Source organism: Micromonospora chokoriensis, assembly GCF_000718555.1.
Lineage (GTDB): Bacteria > Actinomycetota > Actinomycetes > Mycobacteriales > Micromonosporaceae > Micromonospora > Micromonospora chokoriensis_B.
On sequence record NZ_JOAN01000003.1, the window covers coordinates 398,213 to 420,826 of the forward strand.

General features: G+C 69.0%; 20 protein-coding genes. 14 read left to right on the plus strand and 6 right to left on the minus strand.

The window, feature by feature from the left end:
- Positions 1-26 precede the first annotated feature (26 nt).
- The gene (gene eccCa, locus IF46_RS0107340) at positions 27-4,136 is read left to right on the plus strand and encodes a type VII secretion protein EccCa (protein ID WP_198041382.1); all 4,110 of its coding nucleotides are present in this window, start codon (positions 27-29) and stop codon (positions 4,134-4,136) included.
- Here eccCa and IF46_RS0107345 read toward each other — a convergent pair.
- From IF46_RS0107345 to IF46_RS0107355, 3 genes are read right to left on the minus strand one after another with little or no spacing between them, the layout of a single operon-like run.
- Complete coding sequence (locus tag IF46_RS0107345) at positions 4,112-4,477, minus strand: hypothetical protein (RefSeq protein WP_157562713.1); 366 nt, start codon at positions 4,475-4,477, stop codon at positions 4,112-4,114. The genes eccCa and IF46_RS0107345 overlap by 25 nt on opposite strands.
- Positions 4,474-4,764: a WXG100 family type VII secretion target gene (locus IF46_RS0107350; RefSeq protein WP_084597804.1), complete on the minus strand. Its 291-nt coding sequence runs from the start codon at positions 4,762-4,764 to the stop codon at positions 4,474-4,476. The genes IF46_RS0107345 and IF46_RS0107350 overlap by 4 nt, the downstream gene beginning before the upstream one ends.
- A gap of 11 nt (positions 4,765-4,775) precedes the next feature.
- Positions 4,776-5,123 (minus strand): WXG100 family type VII secretion target, encoded by a 348-nt coding sequence (locus IF46_RS0107355; RefSeq protein ID WP_030487522.1) that lies wholly within the window; start codon positions 5,121-5,123, stop codon positions 4,776-4,778.
- A 129-nt stretch (positions 5,124-5,252) separates the two neighbouring features.
- Here IF46_RS0107355 and IF46_RS0107360 point away from each other — a divergent pair, with 129 nt between their 5' ends.
- The 5 genes from IF46_RS0107360 to IF46_RS0107380 all read left to right on the plus strand — a co-directional run bounded on the left by IF46_RS0107360 (position 5,253) and on the right by IF46_RS0107380 (position 12,811).
- On the plus strand, positions 5,253-5,693 hold the full coding sequence (locus IF46_RS0107360) for a hypothetical protein (protein ID WP_157562715.1): 441 nt from the start codon (positions 5,253-5,255) through the stop codon (positions 5,691-5,693).
- Between the two features lie 51 nt (positions 5,694-5,744).
- Positions 5,745-7,223, plus strand: coding sequence for a Tox-REase-5 domain-containing protein (locus tag IF46_RS0107365; protein ID WP_198041383.1), 1,479 nt, complete (start codon positions 5,745-5,747; stop codon positions 7,221-7,223).
- A 6-nt stretch (positions 7,224-7,229) separates the two neighbouring features.
- Positions 7,230-8,018 (plus strand): hypothetical protein, encoded by a 789-nt coding sequence (locus IF46_RS0107370; RefSeq protein WP_030487525.1) that lies wholly within the window; start codon positions 7,230-7,232, stop codon positions 8,016-8,018.
- Complete coding sequence (locus IF46_RS0107375; protein ID WP_030487526.1) at positions 8,015-8,704, plus strand: Imm52 family immunity protein; 690 nt, start codon at positions 8,015-8,017, stop codon at positions 8,702-8,704. Before IF46_RS0107370 ends, IF46_RS0107375 begins: the two co-directional genes overlap by 4 nt.
- 417 nt (positions 8,705-9,121) lie before the next feature.
- Complete coding sequence (locus tag IF46_RS0107380; RefSeq protein WP_030487527.1) at positions 9,122-12,811, plus strand: CARDB domain-containing protein; 3,690 nt, start codon at positions 9,122-9,124, stop codon at positions 12,809-12,811.
- A gap of 19 nt (positions 12,812-12,830) precedes the next feature.
- On the opposite strand, the gene IF46_RS0107385 is transcribed toward IF46_RS0107380, so the two are convergent.
- Both IF46_RS0107385 and IF46_RS0107390 read right to left on the minus strand, forming a co-directional pair.
- Positions 12,831-13,118, minus strand: a complete 288-nt coding sequence (locus tag IF46_RS0107385; protein WP_232233959.1) for a hypothetical protein — start codon at positions 13,116-13,118, stop codon at positions 12,831-12,833.
- Between the two features lie 185 nt (positions 13,119-13,303).
- A complete protein-coding gene (locus tag IF46_RS0107390) occupies positions 13,304-13,558 on the minus strand; it encodes a hypothetical protein (RefSeq protein ID WP_030487529.1) in 255 nt (84 codons plus the stop codon).
- A 133-nt stretch (positions 13,559-13,691) separates the two neighbouring features.
- On the opposite strand from IF46_RS0107390, the gene IF46_RS0107395 reads away from it, so the two are divergent.
- The 6 genes from IF46_RS0107395 to ispG all read left to right on the plus strand — a co-directional run bounded on the left by IF46_RS0107395 (position 13,692) and on the right by ispG (position 19,365).
- Positions 13,692-14,573 (plus strand): helix-turn-helix domain-containing protein, encoded by an 882-nt coding sequence (locus tag IF46_RS0107395; RefSeq protein WP_030487530.1) that lies wholly within the window; start codon positions 13,692-13,694, stop codon positions 14,571-14,573.
- The gene (locus IF46_RS0107400; protein ID WP_030487531.1) at positions 14,563-14,760 is read left to right on the plus strand and encodes a DUF397 domain-containing protein; all 198 of its coding nucleotides are present in this window, start codon (positions 14,563-14,565) and stop codon (positions 14,758-14,760) included. Before IF46_RS0107395 ends, IF46_RS0107400 begins: the two co-directional genes overlap by 11 nt.
- A 255-nt stretch (positions 14,761-15,015) precedes the next feature.
- Positions 15,016-15,678: a Uma2 family endonuclease gene (locus IF46_RS0107405; RefSeq protein ID WP_051723742.1), complete on the plus strand. Its 663-nt coding sequence runs from the start codon at positions 15,016-15,018 to the stop codon at positions 15,676-15,678.
- A gap of 43 nt (positions 15,679-15,721) precedes the next feature.
- Positions 15,722-16,933: a 1-deoxy-D-xylulose-5-phosphate reductoisomerase gene (gene dxr / locus IF46_RS0107410; protein ID WP_030487533.1), complete on the plus strand. Its 1,212-nt coding sequence runs from the start codon at positions 15,722-15,724 to the stop codon at positions 16,931-16,933.
- Positions 16,933-18,183, plus strand: coding sequence for a M50 family metallopeptidase (locus tag IF46_RS0107415; protein ID WP_030487534.1), 1,251 nt, complete (start codon positions 16,933-16,935; stop codon positions 18,181-18,183). Before dxr ends, IF46_RS0107415 begins: the two co-directional genes overlap by 1 nt.
- A gap of 9 nt (positions 18,184-18,192) precedes the next feature.
- Positions 18,193-19,365, plus strand: coding sequence for a flavodoxin-dependent (E)-4-hydroxy-3-methylbut-2-enyl-diphosphate synthase (gene ispG, locus IF46_RS0107420; RefSeq protein WP_030487535.1), 1,173 nt, complete (start codon positions 18,193-18,195; stop codon positions 19,363-19,365).
- A 166-nt stretch (positions 19,366-19,531) separates the two neighbouring features.
- On the opposite strand, the gene IF46_RS0107425 is transcribed toward ispG, so the two are convergent.
- Complete coding sequence (locus IF46_RS0107425; RefSeq protein ID WP_030487536.1) at positions 19,532-20,125, minus strand: PadR family transcriptional regulator; 594 nt, start codon at positions 20,123-20,125, stop codon at positions 19,532-19,534.
- Between the two features lie 113 nt (positions 20,126-20,238).
- On the opposite strand from IF46_RS0107425, the gene IF46_RS0107430 reads away from it, so the two are divergent.
- Positions 20,239-21,579: an MFS transporter gene (locus IF46_RS0107430; RefSeq protein ID WP_084597805.1), complete on the plus strand. Its 1,341-nt coding sequence runs from the start codon at positions 20,239-20,241 to the stop codon at positions 21,577-21,579.
- Positions 21,509-22,348, plus strand: a complete 840-nt coding sequence (locus IF46_RS0107435) for a DUF4081 domain-containing GNAT family N-acetyltransferase (RefSeq protein ID WP_030487538.1) — start codon at positions 21,509-21,511, stop codon at positions 22,346-22,348. The genes IF46_RS0107430 and IF46_RS0107435 overlap by 71 nt, the downstream gene beginning before the upstream one ends.
- Positions 22,349-22,614 lie beyond the last annotated feature (266 nt).

Genomic DNA, 22,614 nt, shown 5'->3' on the forward strand with positions numbered 1-22,614 from the left:
GTGACGGGTCGCGACGGGGGTTGGCGATGACCGTACGAGTGGTACATCGGCCGGCCCGGCTGACCGCGCCACACACCGAGCAGCGGGTCCAGGCCCTTGCCCTCCCACCCACAATGGACGATGGGACGGCCTCCGGTCAGAGCATGGTCACTCTGATGATGCCGGTTCTGGCCGGCACGGGCGCGCTGATGGTGGTGCTCACCAACATCAACCGGCCGCTGTTCGCCGCTCTGGGCCTGGTCTTCTTCGCCGGTTCGGTGTCACTGGGAATGCTCATGTTCGCGTCGCAGCGACGGGGGCCCCGAAAGCGCATCCGCCTACAGCGGCAGCGGTATGTGCAGTACCTGGACCAGGTCCGTGGCAGTGTGCGAACCGCCGAGGCCGCGCAGCGCCGCGCCGCGCAGTGGCACCATCCGCCGCCGGACGCCCTGCCCGCCGTCGTGGCCGATCCGATGCGACGGTGGGAGCGTCGCCGCGAGGATGACGATTTCCTGCGCCTACGGGCCGGCTCGGGAGAGGTCCCCGCGGATCTGGCCCTACGGCTGGAGTTGGGCGACAACCCCCTCACGGCGCACGACCAGACGTGTCTCGTCGAGGCCCGGCGGTTGGTCGCCGACCGGGCCACCATCCCGGCTCTGGCCGTCACGGTCGACCTGGCCGAGTACGGCGCCCTTACTGTCCTGGGCGACCCTGAGGCGGGTCGTACCCTCTGTCGGGCTCTGCTCGCGCAGACGATGGCGTGGCACGCTCCCGGCGACCTCGCGCTTGTCGTGGTCCGTGCCCCAGCCCTGGCCGACAGTTGGGACTGGGTCAAGTGGTCGCCCCACACCGTCCCCGGAGCGCTCCGGCGCACACAGGTCGACGCTGGTGAGACGCTGCCCTCCAGTGACCGGCTCGTCTTCGACAGCGTCGCCGAGTCGCAGGATCTGCTCGGGCCGGTGCTCGCGCAGCGGGTCATCGACGTCCGGCGGGCCAAACGTCGCTTTTCGGACGCGCTGCTCGTGGTGGTCGACGGCGAGCACCTGCCGCCACACGCCGGCATCACCTGCCCCGACCAGGTCGTCGAACTGGTCGATATCAACGTGCACGTCGTCTACCTGCTGTCGGAGCGTCGCACCGAGCCTGAGACGGTCGACGCGCGGGTCGAGCTGCTCGATGACACCGCTGGGCTGGCGCGGCTGTCCGACAAGCACCGGGCCACGACGTTCGCGGTCGACCACGTGGACGTCGGGCTGGTGCGGCAGTTGGCTCGGCAACTCGCGCCGTTGCGGCTCGCTGCCGAGGAGGCCGGTGCGAGCCGGTCGGACGTGAGCGTGAGGTGGCAGAGCCTGCTCGCCCTGGACGACCTCGCCACGCTGGACGCGGCGGTCACCTGGGCGCCGCGCAGCGACGCCAACCTGCTGCGCGTGCCGATCGGCGTGGACGACAACGGCCGTGCGGTGCACCTCGACCTCAAGGAATCGGCCCGCGGTGGCATGGGACCGCACGGCATGCTGATCGGCGCTACCGGGTCCGGCAAATCAGAACTTTTGCGCACCCTGGTCACCTCGCTGGCGGTCACCCATCACCCGGACCAACTGGCGATGGTGCTCGTCGACTACAAGGGCGGTGCCACCTTCGCGGGGCTGTCCGGGCTACCGCACTGCGCCGGCATCGTCACCAACCTCGCCGACGACCTGACACTTGTCGACCGCATGCGCGACGCTCTATACGGCGAGATCCAACGGCGCCAGGAGTTGCTCAAAGCCGCCGGCTCACTGCCCAACCTCTTCGCGTACGCGAAGGCCCGCGCCAGCGCTCTGCGCGGAGACGCCGGCGTCAACCTCGGCCTGGTCGACCTGCCGCCGCTACCGCACCTCCTGGTGATCATCGACGAGTTCTCTGAGCTGCTCTCCGACCGGCCCGAGTTCGCCGAGTTGTTCGTCGCCATCGGCCGGATCGGACGGTCGATCGGTGTACACCTGCTGCTGGCCACCCAGCGACTCGAGCTCGGCAAGATCCGCGGCCTGGAGACCCACCTGTCGTACCGGATCGCACTGCGCACCTTCTCCGACACCGAGTCGCGCGAGGCGATCGGGACCCCGGACGCCTACCGGCTCGCGCCGGAGCCAGGGCTGGGCTATCTCAAGGTCGATACAACCGTCTACCAGCGCTTTCGCGCCGCGCACGTGTCCGCCGCCTACTCTGCCGGCACCCCACGAACGCCGGTGGCACAGCGATCAACCGTTCGCCTATTCACCACCGGTGAGCCTGCCGCCTCAACCGTGCCGGCCCTGCCCGTGCCCGCCTTGCCCGTGCCCGCGGTGCCGGCCACGACGCGCGCACCCGTCGCGGACGCCGCCGCCGGGGCGATGACCACGCTGCCGCAGTTGAGCCTGTTGGAGGTGACGGTCGCCCGGCTGGGAGTCGGCGCTCGTCAGATCGCCGAGCAGCGCAATCGTCCGGTTCAGGCGCACAAGGTGTGGCTCGATCCGCTGCCGGCCACGTTGTCGCTGCGCCAGGTCGCCTACTCGGTCGCGTCGGGCCGGTACGCGTCCGGCGACAGTCTCAGCCGCATCGCCGTTGTCGGGCTCGTCGACAGCCCGATCGCCCAACGTCAGGACCCGTATGTCCTCGACCTGTCCGGCCCTGCGGCGAACATGTTGGTGGTGGGCGGACCGCAGTCGGGTAAGTCGATCCTGTTGCGCACGCTCGTCCTGTCGGCCAGCTACGTCCACACTCCGAAGGAGGTCGCCTTCTACCTCATCGACGCCGGTGGTGGAGGGCTGCGTGGGCTGGCGGATCTCCCCCATGTCGGCAGCGTCGCGACCCGCGGCGACCCGGACCTGATCCGACGCACGTTCAACGAGGTGCTGATGGCCGTCGAGCGTCGCGAACGCGCCTTCAACAGCGTCGCTCTGGACTCACCGGCGCAGTGGCGAGCGTGGCGCACCGCCGGCAACGTGTTGCCCGGCGACACCGCCACCGGCGGCGAGCCGGGGTCGGACCTCGGCGACATCTACCTGGTCATCGACGGGTGGGGAAGCCTGCGCGACGACTTCGACGACCTTGAGGAGGTGCTTGCCGAGATCGCCGCAGACGGTCCCGCGTACGGCGTGCACGTCATCGTCACGGTGACGAGTCCGCTGCAGATCCGGCACAAGATACTGCCCAGCTTCAGTGGGCGTCTCGAACTGCGGCTCACTGACCCGTTCGACTCCGCGTTCGGCCGCGGCCTGGCCGAGACCCTGCCCAGCAACCTGCCTGGCCGCGGCTTGAGCGGCTCCGGCCAGCTCTTCCAGACCGCGTTGCCGCGCCTCGACGAGGGGACCGCTACGAAGGACCTTGCCGATGCGCAGCAGAGGGCGGTACGGCTGCTGGCAACGAAGTGGGGACGACGTCCCGCGGTGCCGAAGGTGCGAACGCTGCCCGCCGAGATCCCGGTGTCCACGCTGCCGGAGCCGTCGGAGGCGGGCATCGCCATCGGCCTGTCCGAGACGGACCTCGGCCCGGCCCGCCTGCAGCTTTTCGGCGCCGATCCACACCTGCTGGTCTTCGGTGACTCCGAGACGGGGAAGACCAACACCCTGCGGGTCATCGTCGAGCAACTGGTGCGCGCCCGCAGCCCGGAGGATCTGGGGATTGTCGTGGTCGATTACCGGCACACGCTGCTCGGCGTCGCGTCGGAGGAGTACCAGATGGCGTACTGCAGCAACCGCAAGGCGACCGAGTCGATGGCGGCCGAGCTGGGCGGGATGATCGCCGACCGGTTGCCGCCGGCGAACGTGACCGCCGCGCAGTTGCGGGACCGTTCCTGGTGGAGTGGTCCGGAGATGGTCGTCGTGATCGACGACTACGACATGGTCGCCACGTCGGCGGGAAACCCCCTGCTGCCGTTGGTGGAGATGATCCCGTACGGACGCGACGTCGGCCTGCACGTCATCGTGGCCCGGCGTACCGGTGGGGCGAGCCGTGCGCTGTTCGATCCGCTGCTCCAGCGCCTGGGAGATCTGGCCACGACCGGTCTGCTGCACTCCGGTTCGCGCGGCGAGGGACCACTCGCCTGCGGTGTTCCGGCAGCCCGGCTGCCGGCTGGGCGGGCGATCTGGGCGCGCCGAGCACACAGCCCGGTTCAGTTGCAGATCGCGCTGCACTGACGGGCGGTGTCCACCCGGATCACGTCGCTGCTGACACGGCGTCGCTGCTCCTCGTCGAGGCGTTGCTGGGCGCGGAACGCCGAGGCGATGCCCATGCCTGCGACGATCAGGATTGTCACGAGAAGCCCGACGAGGGCCCAGGGCCAGACGGTGAGCCGGTCGGCCGCCGTCCTGGTGGAGCCGTGCAGCCACGCCGCCTGGAGGCGACGCTGATGCAGTCGCTCGGACTCGACGACCGCGGCGTCCGCGGCCCGCTGGGAAATGCGGACGTCCGCCGGCCCCGGTCCTGCGGTGAGCAGGGCCGGGGCGGCGGCCGGCACGTCTTGGCCGGGGGAACTCACGACCAGATGGACTTGATCTGGGTGACGCCGCTGGTGAAGTTGCCGTGGGCCTCGGTCGTCTGGCGCTGCAGGTTGGCGAACGCCGTCTGCAGTTCGACGTAGTTGGCCTCGAACGCGGTCTGCTTGGCCTTGTATTCTTCGGTGCCCTCACCGAGCCACTGGCCCATGAGCTGGTTGACCGTCGACTTGACCTCGCCGAGTACCGCCTCGAACCGGCCGTGGAAATCCTGCTGGGTGTCGGCCAGTTGCTGAACCCGGCCGAAGTCGAAGTGCACGCGATCAGTCATGGCGGAACCCCCTAGATGTTCACGTTGACCGGACGGCTGAACGACGACTCGATCTGTCCGGAAGCCGACCCCACGTTTCCGGCCGACGTGTTGTCGGATGTCGTCACATGGACCTGCGACTTGCCGAGGCCAGCGCCGATGGCCGACAGGCTCGTGAAGATCTGGTTGAACTTCGTGAACAACTCCGCCTTCGCCGTCTCGAACGACGATCCGGACTGGCCCTGCCACGACTGTCGTGAGTGCTCCATGTCCTGGACCAGGCTAAGTAGATGCTGGCGGATCTGCTGGGCCCGTTGGTCCAGTCCCTGACCGCCACGGCCGATGGCGTCGCCACCTTCGACGGTGATGAACGTACTCATGGCGCTGACCTCCCCGAAAAGGCAGCGGGCGGGAAGACGCCCGCGCCCTGAAGGTAGCACTCCCAGTCTTGCGCGGTCGCTTACAGTGATATCGATGGTCCTGGCAACCGTCAACATCGAGGGGGAACGATGGGTGACACGCCAACGCCAATGCCTACTCCTGGCCCGCCGCCGACGACGGTGGCACCGCCCGGTGCGCAGCCACAACCGACACCATCGCCATCGCCCGGGCCGACCACGCCCGGCAGCCCGCTGACCATGTATCCGGGTGTCGTGCTGCAGGCCGGGCGTGATCTCGACCGGGTCGGCGACGACATCACCACCATCGGGCAGCGGATCAAGGGGATGCGGGGCCAGGGTGCGATGCATCCCACGGCGGCGGCCGCCTTCGACCTCATGGTCTCCAGCCAGGTCGCCCGCGGTGACGACCTCGCGCGCTTCACGCACATGGCAGCCGATCGTGCCGAACGCTCCGCGCATGTCGTGCGGTGGGCGGACGAGTCGTCCACCATCACCGGCTCTGGGTGGCGTCCCGGAAGGCCGTCCACATTCCTCGACGGCCTCGACTGACCCGGAGCGACCGCGATGATCCCGAGAGAGGACGGCGGCACACTGCTGCCCATGCCGGTGCCGGCCGTGCCGCAGCCGGAGGGCGATCCGGCCACTCTGCACAACTACGCCAAGACGTACCTGCAGATGGCCTGGTGGAGCGAGACCCTGCGCAATGATCTGATCACGACCGGGCGCTGGATCCTGGTGTCGATGGATTTCGACGGCGTCCGCGAGTACGCCGAGCGCAAGCTACTCAACCTGATCAGCGAGATTGGCCTGCACCACCGCGGCTACACCCAGGCCTCGCACGCCTGTGAGCAGTACGCCAAGCGGCTGGCCGCGCTCAAGACCGGTGCGAGAGAGCTCAACCGGCAGGCGGGTGAGTACAACCAGGCGCTCACGGTGCTGCTGAGTAGGTGCACCGGTGAGATCACACCTGCCCTGCACGCCGAGATCAACGCGATGCGGACGCGCCGACGCAACCTCACCGACGCGATCGCCGCTGGCGAGGCCCTCGAACAGCAGGCGGCCGACTCAGCCGCGAAGAACTTCCTCGCCGCGAAGATCATGAACAGCAACGACCTGAACCTGCTGCGGCGCGCGGCGGATCCCAACCTGCCGGCCGACCAGCGGCAGAATTTGCTGGCCCAGGCTCTCGGCACGGTGCTGGTGTCGGGTCTGACCAAGGAGCAGGCCGACACGCAGTTCCGCCAGCTCATGGCGCGCAACGGCATGAAGAGCGTCTTCGACTCGGTTCTGGCCGACTTCAACTCCGGCCTGGGCCGAGGTGCGGCTGGTGCGGGCGCCCGCGCGGGTCTCCGCCTCGCCGGCGGTGCACTCGGCACCGTCTTCGGCGTGGTTCTTGACCTGGCGTTGTTTCCGGACACGCTCGCCGACGGAGACCTCGACGACATGCTGAGCGGGGCCCGGCCCTTCAGCGACCTGTTGCAGAAGACCAGGCTCTTCGACGACGACGGCAACGAGATCGAGCTGCCCCACGTAGACGAGGAACCGGAACCCTCGGCCGATGGTGCCGCCAAGCCGCCGTACAACTGCGACGATCCCACCCCGGGCGACGACTGGGGTGGCCCCGGCCTCTGGCGCGACGTCAACCGCGGCACCTACGAGGCGCTGTGGAAGAGGTACCAGGAACAGGTCACCGGCGTGAAGGTCGGCCACGAATACAGCCACGGCGGTGTCGACTTTGACGGCTTCCAAAAGGCGGCTGACGGCACGGACGTCTTCGTCGAGGCGAAGTCGCGCTTCTATTCCGGCGCATTCAAGGCAGCGACCTTCGACAAGGCGGGCAACCTGGTCGTCCCGGCAGACTCCTTTGCCGAGGAGAAACTCGACGCGCTGCTCGACCAGCTCAACAGGCAGACTGGCGCGATCAGTGACACGCCCGGAGCTAGGTTAAGGTACGTGATGGCTGAGGCGGATGCGCTGGAAAAACTCAAGTGGTACGCGCAAAAGCATATGGACGCGGCGGCCTTCGCCAGGATCGACTGGGAGCACCAGGACAACGACTTCGACTTCGACGGTTGCTAGGACACCATGACTGACGACATTCTTCGTACCCTGCACCTCCAGGTTGGCTGGGCTTCCCGATCCGACTGGACGGTCGCCGATGGTGCCGAGCGAATCGCGAAATCGTTGCGTCTCGTGCACGACGTCTGGCCGGAGACCACCGAGGCGTTCAAGACGAGCCGGAGCGCCAAACAGGCGATTTCTGTCGACGACCCCGATCTGGCGCGGCGACTGGCGCCGGCGGTGAAGGCCACCCGCAATCGCAACATCTTCAAGGACAGTGAGCTGTTCGGCGACGCGACGCTCCGTCCCGCCCCGGCCGGCGGCGGTCCGATGTCGATGTCGTTCGGCCAGGTCGCGACCGCCGGCCGTTGGACCCGCGGCACCGCGACCGTCCGCGTCGACGCCCCGCTGACCGCCGCACTCGTCGAGCGCCCCGCTGCCGTCCTCGACCTGTTGACCGGGCTGGCTGAGGTGTGGCAGGCCCGCAACGCCTGGTTCGACACCCCGCGGGTCCGCCAGGAGTGGAGCTGCTGGACCGGCGACTCACCGGTGTACAGCTGGGCCACCTGGCTGCACTCGGGCTGGGCCACTGTCGACACCGCTGGGCTCGACGTCGACACCTCCGAGGTCGCCGGCGGAAAGCTCGTCGTCCTGCGCGTCGACCCGGTGGCCGTCCTCGGCGACGAGAGCCGCGAGGTGGGCAAGGACGTCATCCGGCAGCTCGCGGTCCGTACGATCATGGCCGATGGTCGCCCGCTGCCCGAGGCCAACGAGCGCCTGCGGGCGGCCTTGGCGGCCGAGGCGGGGGCATGACCACGCCCGAGCTTCTGTTGTCACCGGATGACTTCTCGGTGCACGTGCAGTGGGGTCCGCGAGCGAGCGGTGTCGAGGCGACCGGCGGCCTGCTGGCCAGCGTTCTCACCCTGACGGCCGACGCGGAGCCCCGCATCACGGTCTGGTTCCCCACGGACACCGACAGCTGGGGCTACGCGGTCTCCGGGCTCTCCCACGCCCCCGACCCGATGATCGGTCTGGCCAGGGAGTTGGCCGACGGTGACCCGCCGGCCGTGCGCGTCGAGATGGAGACCAGCGACGTCGAGCGCACCGGGGCGCCGTTGAGCAGCCTCGACATCGTGATCGGCTCCGTCGACCCGTACGACCCCAATCACGTCACCTGGACGCTGCGGGAGGCGGGCGAGCGGTTCTTGTCCTCCACGGGGGGCGCCATCTCCATGCTCCGCGCCTTGATCCTGCTTGTTGATCCCGACTGGGCCGCGATCTCCAGCCGTGAGATCGATCGACTGCAAGCCGTCGATCCGAACGGCCCTACGGTCGGTTGGGTCACGTACGTGGCGCACAGGATCCTGCGCGCCGGCGCCACCCCACCGCCGGGCGTCAGTGCTGAACCGACACACCGCGGCTACCTCTTCACACTCGCCCCCCGCCCGGAGCAGACATCCGTGGCTGCTGTGCAGGCGATGGCGGCTGCTCTCCGCTGAACGACCTCGGCGGGGCGAAACCTCCGTCATCCCTCTTCTGGTCGCCACCGAAGGTGTGGCTCAGCGCTGCGTGCCCGCGTACGCGGAGATCCGCGCGGCTTCGGGCACGTGCGGGCCGGACCTGACCTTCGCTGCGCCTCGCGCGGTGGGCCAGGGTCACCATGGCCATCAATAGTCAAGGTGGTCGAAGTGTTGACGCTCACGTAGCACGTCAGTAACCTTTGGTCAAAGTAATGCAAGATCTCGACAAAGCCATGCTTGGTTTCTTGCATCCAGCCGTAATTCAGCGAGTCTCCGGTGCCCCCGGCGGCCGGCGCCCCCGCGCTGGCCGTCCCCGCCTCGCAGCCCCCACCGCCACACACCCCCATCCCTGGTCACGCCGCCCCGCGGTTACCGTCCCCCAACGACAGGACAGCGATGAGACGAACGAATCTGTTCAGGATGGTGGCGGCGACAGCCGCGGCCACGATGATCGCCACGGCAGGCCCGGTGACTGTCGCGAACGCGGCCGGCGCACCGCTCGGCGCGGCAACCGCGGCGAGCAGCGCCTTCGCCCCCGCCGCCACCAACCTCGCCCAGGGCCGTCCCACCCAGGAGAGCGGCCACGCCGACGTCTACGACTCGTCGAAGGTCGTCGACGGCAACGCGGGCAGCTACTGGGAGAGCGTCAACAACTCGTTCCCGCAGTGGGTGCAGGTCGATCTCGGCTCGTCGCAGAGCGTCAACCAGGTCGTGCTGAAGCTGCCGACCTCCGGTTGGGGGACCCGGACGCAGACGCTGAGCGTGCGGGGCAGCACCAACGGGTCGTCCTTCACCGACCTGCTCGGTTCGCAGACGTACACCTTCAACCCGGCGAGCGGCAGCACCGCAACGATCAACTTCAGCTCGACCTCCACCCGCTACGTCCGGATCACCGTCACCGCCAACAGCGGCTGGCCGGCCGGGCAGCTCTCCGAGCTGGAGGTGTACGGCAGCGGCGGCACCACCCCGGACACCACCGCGCCGAGCGCTCCGAGCAACCTGTCGTACACCCAGTCGGGCACCACCATCAGCCTCAACTGGGTGGCGTCGACCGACAACGCGGGCGGCAGCGGCGTCGCCGGCTACGACGTCTACCGCAACGGCGCGTTCCTCCAGTCGATCGGCAACGTGACGACCTTCAACGACACCCAGCCGGCCACGGCGACCGTGTCGTACTACGTCCGTGCCCGCGACGGCGCTGGCAACCTCTCCGGCAACAGCAACACCGTCACCCGCACCGGCAGCAACCCGCCGGCCTGCACCAACGTGGCGGCGGGCAAGAGCATGACGGCGAGCGGCTCCACCTTCAGCTTCACCCCGGACAAGGCGAACGACGGGCAGCTCGGCACCTACTGGGAGGGCGCGGCGAGCTACCCGCAGAACCTCACCGTGGCGCTGGGCGCCAACCACTCCATCTCCGGTGTCACAGTGAAGCTCAACCCGGATTCGGCGTGGGGCACCCGTACCCAGACCATCCAGGTCCTCGGCCGCGACCAGTCGTCGTCCGCGTACACCAGTCTGGTGTCGGCGGCGGCCTACCAGTTCGTCCAGGGCAGCAACGTGGTGACCATCCCGGTCAGCGCGACCACCGCGGACGTGCAGTTGCGGTTCACCGGCAACACCGGCGCACCGTCGGGCCAGGTCGCGGAGCTTGAGGTGTGCGGCACGCCGGCGCCCAACCCGGACCTGGTCGTCAGCTCGGTGACGTGGTCGCCCACGTCGCCCAGCGAGGTATCCGCGGTCACGCTCTCGGCCGTGGTGCAGAACATCGGCTCGGCGTCCGCCGGTGCGACGACTGTCAACTTCAGCCTGGCCGGCGCGGTCGTCGGCAGCGCCACGGTCGGCGCGCTCGCCGCCGGTGCCTCGACCACCGTGTCGTTCAACGCTGGTACGCGGCCGATGGGCAGCTACGCCGTCTCGGCGGTGGTCGACCCGGCGAACACGATCGTCGAGCAGAACAACGGCAACAACAGCTTCACGGCGGCGTCGCCGCTTGTAGTGGCGCAGGCACCCGGGCCTGACCTGCAGGTGCTCAGCATCGCCTCGAACCCGCCGAACCCGGCCGTCGGGGCGTCCGTCACCTTCACCGTGACGGTCCGCAACCGGGGCACCGCCGCGACCGGCGCGACCACTGTCACCCGGCTGGTGGCGGGCAGCACCACGCTCAACACCAACACCGCCTCGATCGCCGCTGGCGCGACGGTCACCGTGGCGGTCAGCGGTAGCTGGACAGCTACCAGCGGCGGGGCCACCATCACCGCCACCGCCGACGCCACGAACGTGGTGACCGAGACCAACGAGACCAACAACGCGTTCAGCCAGTCGATCGTGGTCGGTCGGGGGGCTGCCGTTCCGTACGTCTCGTACGAGGCGGAGGCCGGGCGTTACCAGGGCACGCTGCTGGAGGCCGACGCGCTGCGTACCTTCGGGCACACCAACTTCGCCAGCGAGTCCTCGGGGCGCAAGTCGGTCCGGCTCAACAGCACCGGCCAGTTCGTCGAGTTCACCTCGGCCAACCAGGCCAACTCGATCGTGGTGCGCAACTCGATCCCGGACGCGGCGGGTGGTGGCGGCATCGAGGCGACCATCAGCCTCTACGTCAACGACGTCTTCTCCCGGAAGCTGACGTTGTCGTCGAAGCACAGCTGGCTCTACGGCAACACCGATCAGCCGGAAGGGCTTACCAACACCCCGCAGGCCGACGCCCGACGGCTCTTCGACGAGTCGAACGCGCTGCTGGCGCAGTCGTACCCGGCCGGCACCCGGTTCAAGTTGCAGCGCGACTCGGGTGACACCGCCTCGTTCTACGTCATCGACATGATCGATCTGGAGCAGGTGGCCCCGGCGGCGAGCCAGCCGGCGGGCTGCACCTCGATCACGTCGTACGGTGCGGTCCCGAACGACGGGCTCGACGACACCGCCGCCATCCAGCGGGCGGTGACCGACGACCAGAACGGTGTCATCAGCTGCGTCTGGATCCCGGCCGGGCAGTGGCGGCAGGAGCAGAAGATCCTGACCGACGACCCGCTGAACCGGGGTACGCACAACCAGGTCGGCATCAGCAACGTCACGATCCGGGGCGCCGGCATGTGGCACTCGCAGCTCTACACGCTGACCGAGCCGCAGAACGTGGTGGGCGGCATCAACCACCCGCACGAGGGCAACTTCGGCTTCGACATCGACAAGAACACCCAGATCTCCGACATCGCCATCTTCGGCTCCGGCCGGATCCGGGGCGGTGACGGCAACGCCGAGGGCGGCGTCGGTCTGAACGGTCGCTTCGGGGCCGGCACGAAGATCAGCAATGTCTGGATCGAGCACGCCAACGTGGGTGCCTGGGTGGGCCGCGACTACGACAACATCCCCGACCTGTGGGGGCCGGCCGACGGGCTGGAGTTCACCGGGATGCGGATCCGCAACACGTACGCCGACGGCATCAACTTCAGCAACGGCACGCGCAACTCGCGGGTGTTCAACTCGTCCTTCCGCACCACCGGTGACGACGCGCTCGCCGTCTGGGCCAACCCGTACGTCAAGGACCGCAACGTCGACATCGCCCACGACAACCACTTCGTCAACAACACCATCCAGTTGCCCTGGCGGGCCAATGGCATCGCCATCTACGGCGGCTACGACAACTCGATCGAGAACAACCTGATCTACGACACCGCCAACTACCCGGGCATCATGCTGGCGACCGATCACGACCCGCTGCCGTTCTCTGGCACGACGTTGATCGCCAACAACGGGCTCTACCGCACCGGCGGCGCATTCTGGAACGAGGACCAGGAGTTCGGTGCCATCACGATCTTCCCGGCGACTCGGGACATCGTCGGGGTCACCATCCGGGACACCGACATCGTCGACTCGACGTTCGACGGCATCCAGTTCAAGAACGGTGGCGGCAACATACCGAACGTCGCCATCACCAACGTCCGGATCGACAAATCCAACAATGGTGCCGGCATCCTCGCGATGAGCGGCGCGCGCGGCAACGCCAACCTCACCAACGTGACAATCACCAACTCGGCCGACGGCAACATCGTCATCCAGCCGGGCTCGCAGTTCGTCATCAACGGCGGCTAACCCGCCGCTCGCCGCTTGATCAACACGGTTTCAGTGAAGTCGGGGTGTCCTGCTCTTGCGGACACCCCGACTTCCATGAAGCCGAGTCGATCGTCGCAGCGCAGGGTCCGTCGTGGGCATCGCGGCGCTGGCAGCGTCCCGCGCCGTCGATCCTGGCGTCACAGAACACTCGGGTACGCAGAAACTGCGCGTCCTCCTCGCTGAGCGTGGTCTCGCCGAAGTCGACGACGGCGAGGTGCCCGAGCGAGTCGCGCAGCGCCACGGCCAGCGCCGTGACCTCGTCGAGGCTGGTCAGCGTGGTCGGCAAGTGGATGATCCACCGCGGCGCGGCCCGTTCCGCTGGTGATGGTGGGTGGCTCCCCGCAGGATGGTTCGTTCGTAGTGCGGGCCCGGCCGCTCGGCCTGGTGGTGATGGGCGGTTACCCGTCGCGGGGTTCGCGCGTAGTGCAGGCCCGGACACCTGCGGTGGTAGGCGATCCTCAGTCGGGTGGCTCATCGAAGCGCCACCGTGCCTCCGCTGAGCAGCGTCTGGACCTGCCCGTCGGTCAGGCCGCGCTTGGCCAGGACGCGACGGCCCCAACGGTGTAGCCGGCACGGGTGAGGAGCCTCGTCTTTGCGGCACCGCTGACCGTCGGGTCGCTGCTCGGGAGTGTGCACGCTTACCGCCCGCAGCGCGAAGACGACGTCCTCTGTGGTCACGTAGGGCGGCATCGGCAGATCGTCGGTGGTTTCGTCACTGCTCTCCATGGCCCTCCTTCCAACGCGGTCATTCGGCTGTCATCCACGATGGTCATTCTGGTGCTGGTCTAGCGCAATCTTTCGGAGCAGAATGCGGACCAAGGGTTGAGGTGCCTTACGCGACGACAGCCAGGGAGATGACGTGGACGACTCCGGCAGCACAGTTCCACGCAGGCAGCTCGGCAGATATCTGAGAGAGCTTCGCGAGAACGCGTACGTGACAGTTACCGCGGCGGCCAAGGAGTTGGAGTGGTCGGCACCTCGGATCTGGCGGTACGAGACCGGCCAGGTCTCCATGCACCCGAACGACGTGGCGGCCATGTGCCGCGTCTATGGCGCGTCCCCGGAGACGATCGAGACGATGCGGGCGCTGGCCCGCGAGACCAAGGCGCACGGCTGGTGGCACAGCTACGGCGAAGCGATCAAGGACTGGTTCAAGCTGTACGTCGGCCTGGAAGCCGCCGCAACAAGGATCCGCAAGTATGAGGCCGACCTCGTGCCCGGTCTGTTGCAGACGGTCGAGTACATGACCGAGGTGATCGCCACCGACCACCCGCAGCTCGGCGAGGCAGAGCGCAAGGCTCGAGTGGACATCCGGCTGCGCCGGCAGCGGCTGCTGGCGCGGGCGGTGCCCCGAGCCCCGCATCTCGATGTGATCCTGAACGAATCGGTGCTGCGTCGGCCGCTGCGCGACCGAGCGGCGATGGTCCGGCAACTGGACGCCCTGGTGGTGACGAGCGAGCGGCACAACATCAGCCTGCGAGTGCTACCGCTAGCCGCCGGGCTGTTCCGTTGGGCATCGGCTGGCACCTTCACCATGCTCGACTTCCCGACTGACGTGCGGGAGCCCGAACCAACGACGATCTACATGGACGGTCCCTGCGGCGCGGTCTACCTTGACAAGGCCCACGAGATCGAGGTTTACGAGAATGTGTGGCGTTCACTTGGGGAGCGGGCGCTGACCCCGATCGAGTCCCGTGAGTTGATCGTGGCCATAGCGAAGGAGATGACCGATGGTGCGTGACGGAGTCTGGCGCAAGTCGACCCGGTCCGGTGGCGACGGCGACTGCGTCGAGGTGGCGGGGTTCGCCGAGACGGTCGGCGTACGCGACAGCAAGGACCCGCAGGGCCCAACGCTGACCTTCACCCCCTCGGCCTGGACCGCCTTCATCGCGTCAACCCGCGCAAAGCAGGCGAACACCCGCCGCTGAGCCGCTCGGCGAACTCGTTCGCCGAGATCTTGGAAGCATTCGGCCCCGGGAGGGGCCATTTCCCTCCAAGATCTGCACGAACCACTCGTGCTTTTGTGCCGGGGGCGGGTTGTGTTACCCCGGGTTATTGGTTGGGAGTAGTGCGGCTGAGCGTCAGCCACTTGGGGGTCGGACCGGGTGTGCGATGACGCACAACTGGGGCGGCGGTGACTAGGCTGAGCTGAGCAAAATGTCCCGCTGAGGGGGTGAGCCCGGATGGCCCAGGCCGCGTTCGCGCCGGAGCCGGAGCCGGAGCCGGAGCCGGAGCCGCAGCACACCGAGCCGTCGTTCGACGTGCTGCGGTGGCACGACGAACCGTGGACTGCGCAGCTCGCCCTCGACCTGTTGCCGGAGACCAACGGCCCCAAGGTTGAGGTCCTGAGCGGAAGCGTGATCGTGACACCACATGCGGGATATGACCATCAGGACGCGGAGCTGGATCTCGCCTACCTCCTCAAGCAGGCGGCCCGTCGCGCAAAGCTGTGGCTCTACCTTGAGACGAACATCGTCTCGGGCCAGGATCTCTTCATCCCGGACATCGTCATCCTCGACGCTCCGGGCGGCGGTCGAACGACGATGAACATCGGGCACGCCGTGCTTCTCGGCGAGATCGTCTCTCCCGGAAACCGGCGCAAGGACATCATCGACCGACCGCGCGAGTACGCGGCCGTCGGCGTGCCCTTCTTCCTCCGGGTCGACCTGCGCAATCGGGTGCCCACGATCGCGTTGTACGAGCTGACCGAGGGGGAGTACCGGCCGGTGGCTGCCGCTGCGGCCGGGACGCGCTTCGTCATGCGGGAGCCGTTCGAGTTCTCCATCGATCCGGCCGACCTGCTCGGCGAGGAGGCGCTGCCGGAAGCGACGGACGGGGAGGGCTGAGGCTCCCAGCGGGCGTACAGCGGCAGTGGGGAAGAATGGCCGGGTGACTTCCCCCCGCGACCTTGTTCTGCTCGGGTCCACTGGCTCGATCGGCACGCAGGCCATCGACATCGTCCGGCGCAACCCGGACCGGTTCCGGGTGGTCGCCGTGGGTGCCGGTGGCGGCAACGTCGAGCTGCTCGCCGCGCAGGCCCTGGAGCTGGGCGTCGAGGCGGTCGGGGTGGCGAAGGCGTCCGCCGCGCAGGACCTGCAACTCGCGTTCTACGCCGAGGCGAGTCGGCGCGGCTGGGCCACCGGTGACTTCAAGCTTCCCAAGATCGTGGCCGGCCCGGACGCCATGACCGAGCTGGCGCAGTGGCCGTGCGACGTCGTGCTCAACGGGGTGGTCGGCTCGCTGGGCCTCGCTCCTACGCTGGCCGCGCTGCGCGGTGGTCGTACCCTCGCGTTGGCCAACAAGGAGTCGCTCGTGGCCGGCGGCCCGCTGGTCAAGGCCGCGGTGACGCGGCCGGGGCAGATCGTCCCGGTCGACTCGGAGCACTCGGCGCTGGCGCAGTGTCTGCGCTCCGGTACGCGCGGTGAGGTGCGCCGGCTGATCGTCACGGCCAGCGGCGGCCCGTTCCGAGGTCGGCGGCGCGACGAGTTGACGCAGGTCACACCCGAGCAGGCGCTCGCGCACCCGACCTGGAACATGGGGCCGGTCGTCACGATCAACTCGGCGACCATGGTCAACAAGGCGCTTGAGGTGATCGAGGCGCACGAGCTGTTCGACGTGCCCTACGCCGACATCGCCGTGATGGTGCACCCACAGTCGGTGATCCACTCGATGGTCGAGTTCGTCGACGGGTCGACGATCGCCCAGGCCAGCCCACCGGACATGCGGCTGCCGATCGCGCTCGGCATCGGCTGGCCGGACCGGGTGCCCGAGGCCGCCACCGCCGTCGACTGGACGGCCGCGCACACCTGGGAGTTCGCGCCGCTCGACGACGAGGCGTTCCCGGCCGTCGCCCTGGCCAAGGCCGCCGGGGTCGCCGGGCACTGCCGGCCGGCGATCTACAACGCGGCGAACGAGGAGTGCGTGGCGGCGTTCGTGGCGGGCCGACTGCCGTTCCTCGGCATCGTCGACACCCTCGACCGCGTGTTGGAGGACGCTCCCGACTTCGACGAACCAGGTACCGTCGAGGACGTGCTCGCGGCCGAGTCGTGGGCACGCGCGCACGCGCAGGAGATCATCGCGGGTTCGGTGGAAGGAGCTTGATGTCGTACCTGCTCGGGGTGGTCCTCTTCGCCCTGGCCATTCTCATCTCGGTCAGCCTGCACGAGGCGGGTCACCTGCTGACCGCCAAGGCGTTCGGGATGAAGGTCACGAAGTACTTCGTCGGCTTCGGCCCCACCATCTGGTCGTTCCGGCGAGGTGAGACCGAGTACGGCCTCAAGGGCATCCCCCTCGGTGGCTTCTGCAAGATCGTCGGGATGACGCCGCAGGACGACGACGTCGAGCCGGGCGACGAATCGCGCGTGATGTGGCGCTACCCGGTCTGGAAGCGGACGATCGTGATGGCCGCCGGGTCGATCACGCACTTCGCGCTCGCCCTGGTCACGATCTGGATCCTCGCCGTCTCCGCCGGCCTGCCCAACCCCGACTTCCCCACCACCGACGCGCAAGCCCGCCAGGAGCCCGCCGTCATCCAGCTCAGCCAGTGCGTGGTGCCGGAGAACGCGGTGCGGGCGTGCACCCCCGCCGACGCCGCCAGCCCGGCCGCCCAGGCGCAACTGCGCAACGGTGACCGGATCACCGCGATCAACGGCACCGCGATCAACTCCTACGGCGATCTGCTCACCATGCTGCGCGCGCTCAAGCCGGGCGACACCGCGCAGATCGCGTACGTCCGCGACGGGCAGGCGGGCACCACCAGCACGGTGCTCGCGCAGACTCAGCGTCCGCCGCTGAACGACCCGAAGGGCACCGCCGGGCCGGTCGCCGCCCTCGGCGTCGGGCTCGTCCCCACCACCCCCACCCGCGTGACGTACGGCCCGATCGGCGCCTTCGGTGCCACCGCCGACTTCACCGGTCAACTGGCCGTCGGCACCGCCCAGGCGCTCCAGCGCCTCCCGCAGAAGGTCCCCGCCCTCTGGACCGCCCTCACCGGCGGCGAGCGGGACGTCGACACCCCGATCAGCGTGGTCGGCGCCAGCCGACTCGGCGGCGAGGCGGTAGAGAACAACGCCTGGCTGGTCTTCTTCATGCTCTTCGTGTCGCTGAACTTCTTCATCGGCGTGTTCAACCTGCTGCCGCTGCTCCCGGTGGACGGCGGCCACATCGCCATCGCCTGGTTCGAGCGGGCCCGCTCCTGGATCTACGCGAAGGTCGGCCGCGCCGACCCCGGCCGGGTGGACTACCTCAAACTGATGCCCTTCACGTACGTGGTGATCCTGATCGGTGGCGCGTTCACCCTCCTGACCATCGCCGCGGACGTCGTCAACCCCATCACGCTCTTCTCAAGGTGAGTGCCTGAAGTGACCGCTATCAGTCTCGGTATGCCCGCCGTGCCGCCCCCGCCGCTCGCACCCCGCCGGGCCAGCCGCCAGATCATGGTCGGTTCGGTGCCGGTCGGTGGTGGTGCGCCGGTGTCGGTGCAGTCGATGACCACGACCCTCACCTCCGACATCAACGCCACGCTCCAGCAGATCGCCGAGCTGACCGCGTCCGGCTGCCAGATCGTCCGGGTGGCCGTGCCGTCCCAGGACGACGTCGAGGCGCTGCCCGCGATCGCCAAGAAGTCGCAGATCCCGGTGATCGCCGACATCCACTTCCAGCCGAAGTACGTCTTCGCGGCGATCGACGCCGGCTGCGCGGCCGTCCGGGTCAACCCGGGCAACATCCGGCAGTTCGACGACAAGGTCAAGGAGATCGCCCGTGCCGCCGGGGCGGCGGGGGTGCCGATCCGGATCGGCGTCAACGCCGGGTCGCTGGACAAGCGACTGCTCGCCAAGTACGGCAAGGCCACCGCCGAGGCGCTCGTCGAGTCGGCGCTGTGGGAGTGCTCGCTGTTCGAGGAGCACGGCTTCCGCGACATCAAGATCTCGGTGAAGCACAACGACCCGGTCGTGATGATCCGCGCGTACCGGCAGTTGGCCGAGCAGTGCGACTACCCGCTGCACCTGGGCGTCACCGAGGCCGGTCCGGCCTTCCAGGGCACCATCAAGTCGGCGGTCGCCTTCGGCGCCCTGCTCGCCGAGGGGATCGGCGACACGATCCGGGTGTCGCTCTCCGCCCCGCCGGTCGAGGAGATCAAGGTCGGCAACCAGATCCTGGAGTCGCTCGGCCTGCGCGAGCGCGGTCTGGAGATCGTCTCCTGCCCGTCCTGCGGGCGGGCCCAGGTGGACGTCTACAAGCTCGCCGAGGAGGTCACCGCCGGCCTGGAAGGGCTGCCGGTGCCGCTGCGGGTCGCCGTCATGGGCTGCGTCGTCAACGGCCCCGGCGAGGCCCGCGAGGCCGACCTCGGCGTCGCCTCCGGCAACGGCAAGGGCCAGATCTTCGTCAAGGGCAAGGTCGTCAAGACGGTGCCCGAGGCGCAGATCGTCGAGACGCTCATCGAAGAGGCGCTGCGGATCGCCGACGAGATGGGCGCCGAGCTCCCCGAGGAGCTGCGCGGGTTGATCCCCGGCCCGACCGTCACGGTGCACTGATTTTCCATTCGGAAAAAGCGGCCGTTCCCCGTGGAGGGAACGGCCGCTTCCGCGTTTGTGCTGCTGTGGTGCTCGCTGTGCTGTGGTGCGGCCTGTGCTGTGGTGCGGCCTGTGCTGTGGTGCGGCCTGTGCTGTGGTGCGGCCTGTGCTGTGGTGCGGCCTGGCTTCACTCGGATTCGGCGAGGATCGCGTACAGCTTGCGCCGGGTCTCGTCGAGCACCTGGGCGGCCCGCTCGCGCTGGTCGTCGGTGCCGTTCATCATCACCTGCCGCAGGGCGTTCATCGCCTGCGCGCCGGAGTCGCGGATGTCGTGCCAGCTGCTCACCGTGCCCTGGGCGACGTCCGCCCACGGCGGGGTCTGCGCGGCCTCGGTGGCCTCCGCCTGACCGGCCTCGGTGACCGTGAACCGCTTCCGCCCGCCGCCGGACTCCTCGGTGCTGGCGACGATCACGCCCTCGTCCTCCAGTAGCTGGAGGGTGGGGTAGATCGAGCCCGGGCTCGGCCGCCACGCACCGCCGGTGCGGGAGTCGATCTCCTGGATCATCTCGTAGCCGTGCATCGGCCGCTCGGTGAGCAGCGCCAACACGGATGCCCGGACGTTGGGGCGTCGGCCCCGACCCCGTCCACGGCCCCGACCGCCCCAGGGACCGCCGTGTCCGTGCTCGCCGCCGTGGCCGTGCGGGCCGGGCGGGACCGGCGGGAAGCCAAATCCCCGCATCCGGGCCTCGTGCATCGGGTGGTGCTGTCGATGGAACCTCATTGGGTCCGTCCTTCCTTCGTACTGTCGCTGATGCATCAACGATATATCGCCAATGCATCGCCGACAACTCCTCATTTCCCAAACCGTACGTACGTCTTGCTAAGGTGTCGGTCATGCGCCTGCTTCCCGCACCGGGCCCGGCCCGGGTCCTCACCCTCGGCACCCTGGTCAAGACCGTCGGGCGGGGCCTCTGGCTCGTCGCCAGCGCGCTCTTCCTCACCCGGTCGGTCGGCCTGTCGGCAACCCAGGTCGGCATCGGGCTGACCATCTCGGCTCTCGTCGGCGTACTGGCCAGCACACCCAGTGGCTACCTGGCCGACCGCGTCGGCCCGCGCGGCGTACAGGTCGGCGCACTGTTCGCCGCCGGCATCCTGACCAGCGGCCTGATCGCCGTCCGGTCGTTCCCCACGTTCGTGCTGGTGGGAGCCGCCACCGCGCTCGCCGACGCGGTGGAGCGCGGTGCCCGCGGCGCGTTGATCGCCGGAGCGATCCCGGCCGACCAGCGGGTCCGCACCCGCGCCTACCTGCGGGCCACCACGAACGTCGGGATCTCCGTCGGCGCCGTCCTCGGCGGTTTCGCCATTGCCGCCGACACCCGAACCGGGTACGTCGCGCTGATCCTGGCCTCGGCGGCGACGTCACTGGCCGCAGCGGTGGTCTTCCTCCGACTGCCCACCATCGCCCCGGTCGCCGCCCCGACGCACGGCCCTCGGCTGGTCGCCCTACGGGACCGCCCGTTCCTCGCCTTCACCCTGCTCGACGGGCTGATGTCGATGCACTTCAGCCTGCTCACCATCGCCCTGCCGCTGTGGATCGCCGGCCACACCCGGGCCCCCGCCTGGATGATCTCCGCGTTGACGCTTGTCAACACCGTGCTGGTGGTGCTCCTCCAGGTCCGCGCCGCAGATAGCGCCGCCACCGTGCCCGGAGCCGCCCGTGCCGCCCGTCGAGCCGGCGTGGCCATCGCCCTGGCCTGCGTACTCTTCGCCGCCAGCGGCGCGCTGCCCACCGCCGGCGCGATCGGCCTGCTCGTCTGTGGGTCGCTGGCACACGTGACCGGGGAGCTGTGGCACTCCGCCGCCGGCTGGGGGATCTCCTTCGGGCTCGCGCCAGCCGACGCCCAGGGGCAGTACCAGGGGGCGTACGGCATGGGCTACGAGCTGGGCAAGATGCTCGCACCGGTCGTGGTGACCACCCTCGCCCTCGGCTGGGGCGTACCCGGCTGGCTCTTGCTCGGTGCCCTGTTTCTCCTGTTCGGAGCCCTGGTGTCCCCGGTCGTCCGGTGGGCCGAGCGGACCCGGCCGCTCAATGGGCCAGCAGAACCGGTGCCGGCCTCGGCACTCGACCGGCGGAGCGGGGGGTCGATCTGGCAGGCTGATAGTCGTGCTGACGGTGCCGGTACGCCAACTGGGGGAATCGGAGCGCCGCGCGGTCGAGCGACTGCTCGACCATGACCCGTTCGCGGGCGCGCAGGTCGCCGAGCGGATCGCTGCGCGTGGGCTCTCCTGGTGGCGAGCCGAGGGCAGAATCCTGGGGTACGGCGCACGCCGCAACCTCGAATCACTCTGCTGGCTCGGCGGCAACCTGACCCCGGTGCTGGCGAGCGACGCGGCGGTGTCTGCCTTCGCCGACCTGCTCGCGGGCGAGGAACGGCTCTGCTCCTCCATCGTCGGTCGGGCCGATGCCGTCCTCGGGCTGTGGGACCGGCTCTCCGACACCTGGGGGCCAGCGCGAGACATCCGCCCCAACCAGCCGTTGCTGGTCACCGAGACGCTGCCACCCATACCGGCCGACCCGGAGGTACGCCAGGTTCGCTCCGGCGAGGTCGATCGACTCTTCCCGGCGGCGGTAGCCATGTACACCGAAGAGGTCGGCGTCTCCCCGCTGACCGAGGACGCCGGACGCAGCTACCGCCGGCGGGTCAACGACCTGGTGCGGACCGGTCGCGCGTACGCCCGCATCGTCGACGGCAAGGTCGTGTTCAAGGCCGAGCTGGCCGTCGTGACCAAGCGGACGGCCCAGATCCAGGGCGTCTGGGTCGCACCGGAGTGGCGAGGCCGCGGAATCGCCACGGCCGCCATGGCAGCCGTCGTCCGCGACGCGCTGCTGCGGGTCGCCCCGACCGTCAGCCTGTACGTCAACGACTTCAACCTCCCGGCCCGCCGCGTCTACGAACGCTGTGGCTTCCAGCCGGTCGGCACTTTGGCCACGGTTCTCTTCTGACCGCTGGGTGTATGGCGCTCGGGGTGTTTGCGGCGCGGTCGCTGGTGGGGGTGACGTTTCTCCGCGTCCGTTGGGTGGCGGTCAGGGCTGGGTGGTGTGTTTGGTGGTGGGAAGGCCGCTGGCCGGCACCCCGTGTTGCGGGTGCCGGCCAGCGGTTGGTGTCGTGCGGTGGTGCTGTGCGGGTGGTGCTGTCGTGGGGGTCAGCTGTTCCAGTACTGGCCGACGAGGTCGGCGGCCTGCTGCTCCCACTGGGCGTAGGCGTCCGG

Bases quoted from the DNA above. Each gene is read 5' to 3' on its own strand.
- IF46_RS0107405 (WP_051723742.1), top strand. From the start codon at position 15,016: ATGGCCCAGGCCGCGTTCGCGCCGGAGCCGGAGCCGGAGCCGGAGCCG.
- IF46_RS0107400 (WP_030487531.1), top strand. From the start codon at position 14,563: ATGGTGCGTGACGGAGTCTGGCGCAAGTCGACCCGGTCCGGTGGCGAC.
- IF46_RS0107370 (WP_030487525.1), top strand. From the start codon at position 7,230: ATGACTGACGACATTCTTCGTACCCTGCACCTCCAGGTTGGCTGGGCT.
- IF46_RS0107360 (WP_157562715.1), top strand. From the start codon at position 5,253: ATGGGTGACACGCCAACGCCAATGCCTACTCCTGGCCCGCCGCCGACG.
- IF46_RS0107415 (WP_030487534.1), top strand. From the start codon at position 16,933: ATGTCGTACCTGCTCGGGGTGGTCCTCTTCGCCCTGGCCATTCTCATC.
- IF46_RS0107380 (WP_030487527.1), top strand. From the start codon at position 9,122: ATGAGACGAACGAATCTGTTCAGGATGGTGGCGGCGACAGCCGCGGCC.
- IF46_RS0107350 (WP_084597804.1), bottom strand. From the start codon at position 4,764: ATGACTGATCGCGTGCACTTCGACTTCGGCCGGGTTCAGCAACTGGCC.
- IF46_RS0107390 (WP_030487529.1), bottom strand. From the start codon at position 13,558: ATGGAGAGCAGTGACGAAACCACCGACGATCTGCCGATGCCGCCCTAC.
- IF46_RS0107365 (WP_198041383.1), top strand. From the start codon at position 5,745: ATGCCGGTGCCGGCCGTGCCGCAGCCGGAGGGCGATCCGGCCACTCTG.
- IF46_RS0107375 (WP_030487526.1), top strand. From the start codon at position 8,015: ATGACCACGCCCGAGCTTCTGTTGTCACCGGATGACTTCTCGGTGCAC.
- IF46_RS0107430 (WP_084597805.1), top strand. From the start codon at position 20,239: ATGCGCCTGCTTCCCGCACCGGGCCCGGCCCGGGTCCTCACCCTCGGC.
- IF46_RS0107355 (WP_030487522.1), bottom strand. From the start codon at position 5,123: ATGAGTACGTTCATCACCGTCGAAGGTGGCGACGCCATCGGCCGTGGC.
- IF46_RS0107425 (WP_030487536.1), bottom strand. From the start codon at position 20,125: ATGAGGTTCCATCGACAGCACCACCCGATGCACGAGGCCCGGATGCGG.
- eccCa (WP_198041382.1), top strand. From the start codon at position 27: ATGACCGTACGAGTGGTACATCGGCCGGCCCGGCTGACCGCGCCACAC.